Origin of the sequence: Neoalteromonas flava, from assembly GCF_002807685.1 — a bacterium.
Taxonomy (GTDB): domain Bacteria; phylum Pseudomonadota; class Gammaproteobacteria; order Enterobacterales; family Alteromonadaceae; genus Alteromonas_E; species Alteromonas_E flava.
Genome location: NZ_PEAX01000003.1, coordinates 537,955 through 549,859, shown reverse-complemented (window position 1 = coordinate 549,859; position 11,905 = coordinate 537,955). Strand labels below are relative to the sequence as shown.

General features: G+C 45.0%; 6 protein-coding genes. All 6 read right to left on the bottom strand.

Annotated features, from left to right (window positions below):
* Positions 1-34: 34 nt before the first annotated feature.
* The 6 genes from CSH92_RS08455 to sucC all read right to left on the bottom strand — a co-directional run bounded on the left by CSH92_RS08455 (position 35) and on the right by sucC (position 11,775).
* Positions 35-3,076, bottom strand: a complete 3,042-nt coding sequence (locus tag CSH92_RS08455; RefSeq protein ID WP_100657170.1) for a TonB-dependent receptor — start codon at positions 3,074-3,076, stop codon at positions 35-37.
* Between the two features lie 341 nt (positions 3,077-3,417).
* A complete protein-coding gene (locus tag CSH92_RS08450) occupies positions 3,418-4,893 on the bottom strand; it encodes a tryptophan halogenase family protein (protein WP_100657169.1) in 1,476 nt (491 codons plus the stop codon).
* A gap of 11 nt (positions 4,894-4,904) precedes the next feature.
* Positions 4,905-6,392, bottom strand: a complete 1,488-nt coding sequence (locus tag CSH92_RS08445) for a tryptophan halogenase family protein (RefSeq protein WP_100657168.1) — start codon at positions 6,390-6,392, stop codon at positions 4,905-4,907.
* A gap of 105 nt (positions 6,393-6,497) precedes the next feature.
* The gene (locus CSH92_RS08440) at positions 6,498-9,281 is read right to left on the bottom strand and encodes a TonB-dependent receptor (RefSeq protein WP_100657167.1); all 2,784 of its coding nucleotides are present in this window, start codon (positions 9,279-9,281) and stop codon (positions 6,498-6,500) included.
* A gap of 455 nt (positions 9,282-9,736) precedes the next feature.
* Complete coding sequence (sucD, locus tag CSH92_RS08435) at positions 9,737-10,609, bottom strand: succinate--CoA ligase subunit alpha (protein WP_100657166.1); 873 nt, start codon at positions 10,607-10,609, stop codon at positions 9,737-9,739.
* A complete protein-coding gene (gene sucC / locus CSH92_RS08430) occupies positions 10,609-11,775 on the bottom strand; it encodes an ADP-forming succinate--CoA ligase subunit beta (RefSeq protein WP_100657165.1) in 1,167 nt (388 codons plus the stop codon). The genes sucD and sucC overlap by 1 nt, the downstream gene beginning before the upstream one ends.
* Positions 11,776-11,905 lie beyond the last annotated feature (130 nt).

The window sequence follows — 11,905 nt, the reverse complement described above, 5'->3', positions numbered from 1 at the left end:
GTGACAGTTTCACTGCTATTTTTTAGTCGATTTATCATAGTGAATACGTCAACCCTAAGAAGTACTGCGTTCCAAAGAACTGAATAGTTCCGGTCTGTTCTGGCGAGCTGAAGTAACTTTTTGTCGGTTCGTCAGTCAGGTTATTGATTTGGAATAGCACGCTCATATTTTCATTGATTTCATAAGACGCTTGATAATCAACCACCATTTCAGAATCAAAATTAACGGTTTGGTCATTTACCGCTACCTGCTCTGACACAAACTGGTCACGGTAACGCCCACTGATGCGTGTCTCAAACCCTTCGTATTCCCAGAATAAGGTGACTTGTGCCACATTCTCGGAAAGTCCCGGTAGACTGCTCGCGAAAACGCCATTGCCCGTAGTTAAAGAGATCTCACTTTCAGTAAATGAGTAACTTGCGTTCATGCCTAAACCAGACCACAGACCCGGTAACATGCTATAGATTTGCGTATACGCAAATTCTAAACCTCGGATATATCCACCCTCCGCGTTGTTTACCGCGGTTTCATAGCGACCATTTTCGGTTGGCACAGTTACAAATACAGGATCACCGTTCGCATCACGAGCAAGCTCTGGTTCTTGGCCATCAAATTCAGGCTCTAAGAAAACCGGTACTTGTATTGAGTCTGGAACAATAAATCCGTTACCTTCAAAGTCGTACGGCTCGGTTGCAATGTTTTCGATGAATGATTCAATATCCTTGTAGAACGCTGCTGCGATAAACGCGCCGTCAGTATCCTGGAAGTAATATTCATACGAGATGTCATATTGTGTCGCGTAGAACGGTTCAAGGTATGGGCTGTTTCGAGCAGAACCATTGATCCGTGCCGTAGGAGTAGAAATTGTCACCTCGCCACTATCGCGATCTTGCACTGCGGTAACCGTTTCTACCGACGTAGAGGCATTCGCTGCGAAACGGTTAATCGGCGCTCTACCCATCACTTTCGCTGCTGCAACCCGCAATTGCGATGAATCAGTCAGTGCGAAATTCAAGTTGATGCTTGGTAGCAGATCCGAGTACTCGTGCGAGATAACTGCAGGACGATAGAAGTTATTAATCAAGCCTGCCTCATCGGTGATGTTTTGCGCACCTTGAGTCGGATCGCTCACTTCTACCGAAGTACCTGAAACTGGATCTTCGATAAATCGAGTCGCACGTTGCAGCGTGGTCGATGCCTGTTTAGAACGAACATAACGAACACCGACGTTACCTGTGACTGGAATATCGCCAATTTCAGTATCGATATTCGCCATTAAATAGGCAGCATTTACGGTTTCAAATACATCGCCGCTTTCTTGTACTGACCATGCCGTTGAAGGGCCAGTACCTGGACCGTTGATCACGCCCGCAGCACCCGGCCCCCAGGTTTGTTGAGGTTGTGGAATGCCACCCGGGAACCACGCGTTTAATGCCGCATCCAAATCAATCGCTAAATAATTAGGGAAATAACCAAAATCCCCCTGCCAATTCACAATTTCAACCATATCTTGCGTCAAGCGCAATGGTGGTTGGCTCGCAGAAAATGCTGAATCATTCCCATATTCAAACACACTGCGATCATTGCTGTATTCTCTATCAGAGTAACGCGCACCAAATTCAATGCTTGAAAAAGGAAGATCATTAAGTGCGTACTGGAAGTCTAGCCGGTAGGCATCCAATTCATCATCGTTTTGAAATGGGTAAATACCATATTTACTGACCATTACACGATCTAAATCAGTAAATAATGGCGCTTGATTAAACGCTAAATCAGGTAAATTTAAGCCATTCAATTGATAAGAAATCGAGATATTTTCATCAAATCGAGGGTTAGCGGCATTCGCATCCTCACCAACCAGAGACCATAGCAAACCGTTTCTAAAATTACTTTCTGCCTTAGATAGCGAAATATCGAATTGCGCTGACCAATCGTCATTGATGTCCCAATCAAGATTTATTCCGTAGCTTTCTACTTGATCAAAGTCTTGGTTATCATCATTAACTAATTCAACGCGAGTAAAGCTATCGGCTGTGCGGGTAAAAGTACCACCGACAACGCTGCGATTGACAACCACTGGATTGGTAATTGACGAATTTACTCCCCCAAGCTTGACGCGGAAGCCGCGTGCAAACGCTTCTGAATCGAACTTCGATACGAAAGCATCAGCCTTTAGGGTGAAATTATCTACTGGTGCCCACTCGATGGCAGCAACGTAACCATCACGGGTTTCTTCACCACCTTTATGCTGCATTTCGAAGCCTTCTGAAATGAGCTCACACTCCGGTGCAATATCATCTTGTGCACACTCAGAGTTTGAATATATGCCGTCCACATCGGTTACGGCATTGTAGGCTAAACCAATAAACTGAGTTGAAACACTGGGTTGATACAAACGTGCGTAACCTAATGCAACGCCCAAAGTATCATCCATAAACTTGCCCTGATAGGAGAAGCTCAAACGATGACCAAACTCTTCCCCATCAGGAATTTCATCCGCACGGTCGTTGTACATACCACGCAAATTAGCATTGAATTTGTGTTGCTCTTCAATTGACAAAGGATTCGCGGTACGCAGTTCAACAGTACCGGCAACACCACCTTCAACCAAAGAAGCTTTTGGCGATTTATAAACCGCAGCTGAATTAATCAGCTCAGAAGGGTATTGATCAAACTCAATCGAACGCGTACCACTGGTAGATACCTGTTCACGACCATTTAAGGTAGAAAATACAAAACCACCAGAAAGACCACGTATGTTGATCTCAGCCGCTTGTCCCCCCGTTCGCACTGCGGATATTCCGGGTAGGCGCGTCAAAGCGTCTGCCATCGACACATCAGGCAATCCGCCAAGGTCGTCGGCAGATAACTGTTCAGAAACAGTATCGCCAAAGCGTTTTTGGTTAAGTGACTGGATCAAACTGGTACTGAAGCCGCGGACTTCAATACGTTCGATGGTCTCTTCTTCTGGCACCTCTGGGCTTTCAGCTTCCTGTGCATATAGCGGTTGGCTGGCAAACGCTAATCCACTGGCAACAAGCGCTGCGGTGATCAAACTGGGTTTGAATTTTTGCATGTGTTGTCCCATTGCAGTTGTGTAATAGGTCGCTATCTGCGTTTAACTGCACCACATAGACGCTGACCTAATTATAGTAATCAACTTAATAGTACCCCTCCCCCAATGGTCAAACAATGAACTGCATACGTATTCAATCACTCTTGTTTACAATTTTTTCACACACAGCTCAGCGCCCTCAAATACGCTAAACCACTGTTTTTATTAGTGGTTAAGCGCTTGCATTGAGATGGTAAATTTAAATTTGTTGAAGGAAAGTTGGTGAATCGAAGTGATTCATTGATAGATGTTAACAGCTTGAAAACGGAACTTAATGGGAGAAACTCAAAGCTCAGTTAGCGTTATCTGGCAAGTGCTTTGGCGTGTGAAGGGAAATTTAATGCGCAGCCCTCTAGCAGCCTCTCAACGTCTTTTTCAATATACAGATCGCCTTTACCTGGCTGCTTTGCCGCCAGTGGTGGATAAGCACCATATCCAGACAGCAAACAATGCCAAGATACCGAACCAAAGTGACTGTCTAACTGTTGACGCTGGATCTCCTCACGCAAATCCCCGCGTTTAAACCACACATCTAAAATATGCCCGAGTGAATCTGAAAACTGCATATTCGCTTGATTAGCTCGCCAATAGTCGCTGTCATCCCGTGTAGTTAATTTATAGTGAGCAACAATGTAATCACGCACCCGTTCAAATCGCTCATTCATCAACTGATTAAAATCTTTTTGATATTGATTACTGAACTGGCCTTCCCGCCACTTATCAATAAACATCTCAACGCACACTTGCACCAGATGCAAGGCCGTAGCTTCCAAAGGCTCAATAAATCCCTGCGCTAAGCCAAGGCCAAGGCAATTGTGGGCCCAATGCTGCTCGAGCTGTCCAACACGCATTTTTAAATGCCGAGCAGCGACATTGTCAGCGACATTTAAATGTTGACGAAGCTCTTTTTCCGCAGAATCAGCAGAGATAAATTCATCACTAAACACATAACCATTTCCTGTTCGATTGGTTAGTGGGATCGACCAACACCAGCCATTCGTAAGTGCTGTTGACGTAGTTTCAACAGGAATAGTCTCTGCAGCTTCAGTCGCTAGAACAACCGCAGCATTATTAAATAAATTATCGCCAAACGACTTAAACGGCACTTTCAGCGTCTTTTGCATTAAAATCGCGGCGAATCCGCTGCAGTCAACAAACAAATCACCGTCAATTACTCTACCATCATTCAGCCGCAGCCCAGCAATAGCACCATTGGGGTGAGAATCAACGAATTCTACATCCGCAACAATATGAGTAACGCCTCTGGCTTTAGCCTTTTCACGTAAAAATTGCCCTAGTAAATAAGCGTCAAAGTGATAGCCGTATTCCATTCGAAAGGGAAAATTCGGAGGTGTTATTGGCGCTTTGTTCTGTGCTGCAAGCACCCCATTGAGCAGGAATTTTTCTGGACTCGTTGTCGTATTTAGCCCTAATCGCCGCGTCCGGCAATTCACTTCAAATGCCCGTTCCGTAAAGGTATCCACCTGACTGATAAAGGGGTGACTATAACTAGCATTGCCAGAACGTGGGCTCCATCCCTCAAAGCGAATATTGACTTTGTAAGTCGCATTACAACACGGCATCCATTCCCGTTCAGGAATATCGCAAATGTCGAAAAAGCGCTTTAACGTCGGCGTTGAACCTTCACCAACCCCAACAATGCCTATAGTATCGGATTCAATGAGTGTTACCTTCGCTTCTGGTAGCTGGCGCACAAACAAGTGCGCTGCCATCCATCCGGCAGTGCCACCACCGACTATAACAACCGATTTAGTCATTCTTCAAAACCTTAATTACGCTCACATAAATTACTTAGATAATCATCATGTAGCGGTAATTTTGCTAACGGGTCCCGTTTGATTTGGCGTACAGACTCGAGCATGGAAATAAGTTGCTGTTCTGACATATTATTTGCCATCGGGTGATAGTCTTTGGGCATAATCCCCTGCCCAAGCATGACTTGCAACCAAGAACTTTCCAGAAACAAGTCGTTAGCTTCGCGAAATAACTTGCCTGTTTGTGCGAACAAATTCATTTTTTGTTGCAGCGAACTTGGGATCTCCAATTGTCGCATTGTGTCCCAAAACGACTCGCCCTGACGGTTGTTTAACACATAATGTAAGACTAAAAAGTCTCTTATCTGGTTAAATTCTAATTCCGATTGTTGGTTATACTCAGCCACCGCCGACGCGGCGACTTGCTGATGGGGAAACAACTGTACAAAACGCACAATCGCAGATTGGATCAAATGAATACTGGTCGATTCCAACGGCTCTAAAAAGCCACTGGATAAACCCACCGCAAGAACATTTTTATGCCACTGCTTTCGCCGCCGCCCCGTGGTAAAGTTGATGAGCTTGGGCTCTCCCAACGGCGCAGTATCGAGGTTAGACATCAACACATGAGTTGCTTCATCTACCGACATAAACCGGCTACAGAAAACATGCCCATTACCATTTCGGTGTTGCAATGGAATACGCCATTGCCAACCCGCTTGATGAGCTATCGAGCGCGTATAGGGTACCGTACGTTCATGACGCTCTGACGGCACGGCCAATGCACTGTCACAGGGTAACAGGTGACTCCAATCATCGTAACCCACACCCAACGTTTGCTGAATTAAAAGCCCTTTGAAGCCGGAACAATCGATGAAAAAATCGGCTTCGATATGCTCGCCACTATTTAGTTGCAGTGCAGATACATCACCATTATCAGCAGTGATTACCTTATCAACCAAGCCTTCCTGACGCCGAACGCCCATTTTTTCACTTAGTTTTCGCAGGTACTGTGCATACAAACCTGCATCGAAATGATAAGCGAACGGCAATTCTATGATCGGATCTTTACTGTTTATTTGAGCAAACCTACCCGCCTCCGCGGCTAGGTAGTTTAAATCGTATTCCCAAAGGTTAGTTTGGTGCCCTAATTGATTAGCACGTTGCCAGAAATGGTGAAAATGACAAAACGCCATGCTCTTACCCGGCGCACCAAACGTGTGGTAGTAGTGCTCGCCTTGATTGAACCAATTTTCAAAACGAATCGCTAATTTACATGTCGCTTTGGTTTCTCTAACGAAATCTTGCTCTTGGATACCTAGAATTTGATTGACTAGACGAATGGGAGGAATAGTGGCTTCACCAACGCCAACAGTGCCTATGGTATCGGACTCTATGAGCACAATGTCGACGGCAGGGCCAATGATCTTCTTGATCAGCGCTGCTGACATCCAGCCGGCAGTGCCACCACCCAGAATCACTAGTTTTTTAATTGGCTGCATTTTTCACTCTATAAAAAAACCACTTATTACTAAGTGGTTTTATCCAAATTAAAGAAAAATCGCAACCCGCGGAAACACGGTACGGGTTGCGTTCTTCGTCCAGGGTTAGAACGTGTAATTAAATCCTAACAAGAAGTTGCGACCAAAAGACTGATAGCGCGTCACTTCTCTTGCATCAGAGTTTGTTTGCAAAGTGTCTTCATCCGTTAAGTTCTGACCTTGTAAGGTAATGCGTAAGCCATCAAGCACGTCAATACCTGACTCACTGAAGTCATAGGCAATTTGCGCATCCCACAACTCACCACCTTGGTCGAAGGTTTCTACCAGTGACAAACTTAAACCGCGGGTTTCGGTATTGAATTCTGAACGTTTACGACCCGATACTCGGAACTCAAAACCAGCTTTTTCATAAAACGCGGTTAACTGATAACCTTCATCAGAAAGACCAGGGATATTGGTACCGTCATTTAAGTGACCATTCATGAACGTCGCACTGGCAAACATACCAAAACCTTCAAGGCTTTCATGGAACACATCAAATGGAACGCTGGCTTGGATTTCCCAACCTTGCACCGTACCGGTTAAACCGTCTTCTTTGGCGCTAACTAAACCCTGGAAGGTCGCCGGCGTTTGACCTTCAGAACCTTGGTGGAAACCAGGAATGTACACTGACTCAAAATCCGCCAACAAGCTTGAATCACGGTGCCAGTTACGCAAATCTTTAAGGAAGAAAGCAACGGCAAAGAAACCTGATTCAGCAAAATAATTTTCATAGCTTAAATCAAACTGGTTTGCCGCCAACGGACGCAAACCTGGGTTACCTGCACTACCGCTCCAAGGACCATTTTGCGGATCTGAATTGGTAATTTGGTTATCATTAAAGGCAAAGCTTACCTGTGCATTTGGACGCATATCATCCATACGCGGGCGACTTTCTACGCGGCTCATGGCCATACGTACGAACTGTTGATCAGCAACTTCCAAACTTAAGTTTAAGCTCGGTAGTACGCTGGTGTAGTCTGCGCCCCCTTCAACAGCAACTGCCTCAGTAAAGCCATTCGCGTTTGTAGTGGTACTAAAGCCCGAGCTGCTTTGGTCTACATCAACAATCTGTACGCCGAAGTTACCGCGTAAATAGGTATCACCAATTTCAGCCTCAAGATCGAACTTTGTGTAAACTGTTAGTAACTCTTCTTCCACTTTATAGGTATCACCCAAGCGGTCGTTTTGCACTAAACCGGCGTCGTTTGAAATGTAATAACCACTGTTAAACAGGCCTAACGCATCATACGCCAAGACGCCGTTGATGCCGATGAAATCAAGATTAGCAACACCCAATACATTTGGAATTGGACCATCTGCTGGGTATTCTGGCGCCGTCAAATAAGCACCGTTATTGATTTTGGTTTTGCTGCGGTCAGAATAAATCACCCCAGCTTCAACCCCTGTGATAACGCCGTATTCAACGTAACCGTCAAGTTGAGCGCGGAATGAGTCTAATGACTCATCAAATACAGGTTGGTTAACGAAACCGTCTTGTGAATCACTACCAAATAACGGATTGCCCCAAGCTTGTGGTCCAGCTAAGCGGATCAAACTTGGATCGGTGTAGTCTAATGTCGGCAATGATGGATGGTCGCCATAAACAGCACCCTGAGGTGTCATTGTCCATGAACGAGCAATTGCTGGGCGTCCGTCGATGCCTGCGCGACCAACACCTGAATAACTTTCTATATTAGTGATGGTTTTCTCAACATCGCCTGTAGAGAAATCAAACTCGGCAACCCAGTTTTCATCGATGACATACTCAACATTTAAGCCGAAAGTCGTCAATTCAGCTTCTTTACTTTCAGCATCGTTACGAATAACTGAGAAGAAGTCCGCAAATGTACCTGCGGTAACAAAGCCATCTTGTACTTCTGTAATAGTGTAGTTCTGAGTGCCCCACTCTGCGCCACCTTCTTCAATTCCACGGAAGACTTTGTCTTCTTGGAAGTCAATGTACAAAGCATCTAGTTTAACTGTTAGCTCGTCACTTGGCGCCCACTCAATAACACCAGCCAATGAGTTTCTTTCCATCATGGCAGAACGTACGAATGAATCGTGACCACCTAGAATTTGTGTACCTTCTGGTACTGTTACACCTGGTGCAGCTTTGTCAGGATTCGCGTTGGTGTATCCCCAACCGCGGAATTGATCTTCCTGACTTGGCGATTCCATCGATGCAATCGTAAGCGCCACGCCTAAAGTGTCATCATTAAAACTGTCTACATAATTAAGAGAGAAACGGTGACCTTGGTCGTCAAAGTCTGGGTTCGCTGAGTCCTTACCATTTTGCTCCAACAAACCGTTAAATGTGATCGTACGGTCTTTACCTAATGGGTTTACTGTTTGTAAATCGACCGTACCACCAATACCTTGCGCTTGTAATGATGCATCTGGCGTTTTGTAAACTAGAACGTTAGCGATAATTTCAGATGGATATAAGTCAAACTCCACACCGCGGTTGTCACCCATACCGAGTAATTCTCGGCCATTTAACGAGGTACCAATATAGTTTTCGTTAAAACCACGCACCGATAGACCACTGGTGCGCCCGTCACGACGTTCACCAGCTAAACCCGGCAAACGAGCAAGTGACTCGGCAATACTCGTATCTGGCAATTTACCAATATCTTCTGCAGACAATGCTTCAACGATTGACGTATTGTCCATTTTGATGGCTTGTGCGCGCTGCAAACTACCACGAATACCTGAAACCTGAATGACTTCGTAGTCCGGTTGTTCTGCTTGCGTTTGTTCTTCCTGAGCAATCGCCTGCCCAGCGCCGAATGCAAAGCCGCTCGAAATCAAAGCGACCTTGATTAAATTTGGTTTGAAATGCGTCATGTGTGTCCCGTTCCTGTTTGTGAATTAGCTGAAAAGTAGTTATCCGCTAGTGAATGGTTATTGCGGCTACTATTTCACCTATTAAAATTCAGGGGGGATGTTATGAATAAATTGTTAACACCACAATTGTATGCATACGTATTCAGTGAAATTTTATTACAAAAAGTTAACAGGTTTTTTTTTGTTCTTTATTATCAATAGCTTAATGGCATGCATAAATTATGGCCACCCCGTCCAGAGTTAACACATAACAATTTTATGCATAAATCACCGCTCAATTTGATGAAGTTCGAATAGCCTATTTAGGTCGTAAACTTCTAATTTTAGTGAACGAGGCAAGCAGTTATCAGTGGGTATTATGAGTAAAATCTAAGCCTTATTTACTACCGACTTACCGCATTTGGACAATAAAAAAGCCCGCAAATGCGGGCTTTTTAAATTAGCAAAAATCGTTTTTACCAACCGGTTGCTTCACGCAATGCTGCACCAATTTCAGCCAGTGAACGTACCGTTTTCACACCGGCTGCTTCAAGCGCTGCGAATTTCTCGTCCGCTGTACCCTTGCCGCCAGCAATGATTGCACCCGCGTGTCCCATACGTTTACCTGGAGGTGCAGTAACACCGGCAATATATGAAACAACTGGCTTGGTAACATTGTCTTTGATGAAGGCTGCAGCTTCTTCTTCTGCAGTACCGCCAATTTCCCCGATCATAACTATCGCTTCAGTTTGAGGGTCATCTTGGAACAACTTTAGGATGTCGATAAAGTTTGAGCCTGGGATTGGATCACCACCAATACCAACACAAGTAGATTGACCAAAGCCCTCGTCAGTGGTTTGTTTAACCGCTTCATAAGTCAATGTACCTGAACGCGATACGATACCGACTTTACCAGGCTTGTGGATATGACCAGGCATGATACCGATCTTACACTCACCCGGAGTAATAACTCCTGGGCAGTTTGGACCGATCATACGCACGCCTTTTGACTCAACGTATTCTTTCACATACAGCATATCCAACGTAGGAATACCTTCTGTGATACATACGATTAACTCGATACCTGCGTCTGCAGCTTCAACAATTGAGTCTTTACAGAATGGTGCTGGAACGTAGATAACGGTTGCCGTTGCGCCAGTTGCCTCTACTGCTTCACGTACTGTATTAAATACGGGAAGACCTAGGTGCTCTGTTCCACCTTTACCTGGAGTTACCCCACCGACCATTTGCGTTCCATACGCAATAGCTTGCTCTGAGTGGAACGTACCTTGTCCACCAGTGAAACCTTGGCAGATAACTTTAGTATCTTTATTAATTAAAACTGACATTATTTGCCCTCCGCTGCAGCAACAACCTTCTGAGCAGCATCTGTTAGCGACTCAGCAGCGATGATGTCTAGATCTGAGCTCGCAAGTACTTCGCGACCCAATTCTGCATTTGTACCTTCAAGACGCACAACAACTGGCACTTCAACGCCAACTTCTTTCACTGCGCCAATGATACCTTCAGCAATCATGTCACAACGTACGATACCACCGAAGATGTTTACCAATACGGCTTTTACATTGTCATCTGACAAGATGATTTTGAATGCCTCAGCAACACGTTCTTTCGTCGCGCCACCACCAACATCCAAGAAGTTAGCCGGTTGGCCACCGTGTAAGTTAACGATGTCCATAGTACCCATTGCAAGGCCTGCACCGTTAACCATGCAACCTACATTGCCATCTAGTGCAACGTAATTCAGCTCCCACTGAGCTGCATGGGCTTCACGTGCATCTTCTTGCGATGGATCGTGCATTTCTTTAACTTTAGGCTGACGATATAGCGCGTTGCTATCGATACCCACCTTTGCATCAAGACAATGCAAGTTGCCGTCGTCTTTGATCACTAGCGGGTTGATTTCGATAAGTGCTACGTCAAGCTCTTCGAACATTTTCGCAAGACCTAAGAAGATTTGCGTAAATTGTTTAATCTGTGCGCCCTTCAAACCCAATTTAAACGCCATTTCACGCGCTTGATATGGTTGAGGACCAACGATTGGATCTATTTCTGCCTTCAAAATCTTCTCAGGCGTTTCTTCAGCAACCGTTTCAATTTCAACACCACCTTCGGTAGATGCCATGAACACAACGCGACGTGTGGTGCGGTCAACAACTGCACCTAAATACAATTCGTTGTCGATATTAGTGCACGATTCCACCAAAATTTTACTAACAGGCTGACCGTTTTCGTCAGTTTGAAAAGTTACTAATTTCTTTCCTAACCACTGCTCTGCAAAAGCACGAATCTCGTCTTTAGTTTTAACTAGTTTTACGCCGCCGGCTTTACCGCGACCGCCAGCATGTACCTGACACTTTACAACCCACTCTGATCCACCAATACGGTCGGCAGCTTCAACAGCGCCTTGTGGTGTATCGGCAGCGTACCCTTCAGATACCGGTAAACCGTATTCTCTGAATAATTGTTTACCCTGATATTCATGCAAATTCATGGTGTTTTATCCGATGTTTTATTTAAAAGAAAAGCCGCTTCGCGCGACCTATTTTTTAGGCGCCCGTATTATAGTCAAATTGCGGGCGATGTGACAGGTGATAGCTAAAAAAGTATCACCTGTCTGGTCA

Bases quoted from the DNA above. Each gene is read 5' to 3' on its own strand.
- CSH92_RS08455 (WP_100657170.1), bottom strand. From the start codon at position 3,076: ATGCAAAAATTCAAACCCAGTTTGATCACCGCAGCGCTTGTTGCCAGT.
- CSH92_RS08450 (WP_100657169.1), bottom strand. From the start codon at position 4,893: ATGACTAAATCGGTTGTTATAGTCGGTGGTGGCACTGCCGGATGGATG.
- CSH92_RS08445 (WP_100657168.1), bottom strand. From the start codon at position 6,392: ATGCAGCCAATTAAAAAACTAGTGATTCTGGGTGGTGGCACTGCCGGC.
- CSH92_RS08440 (WP_100657167.1), bottom strand. From the start codon at position 9,281: ATGACGCATTTCAAACCAAATTTAATCAAGGTCGCTTTGATTTCGAGC.
- sucD (WP_100657166.1), bottom strand. From the start codon at position 10,609: ATGTCAGTTTTAATTAATAAAGATACTAAAGTTATCTGCCAAGGTTTC.
- sucC (WP_100657165.1), bottom strand. From the start codon at position 11,775: ATGAATTTGCATGAATATCAGGGTAAACAATTATTCAGAGAATACGGT.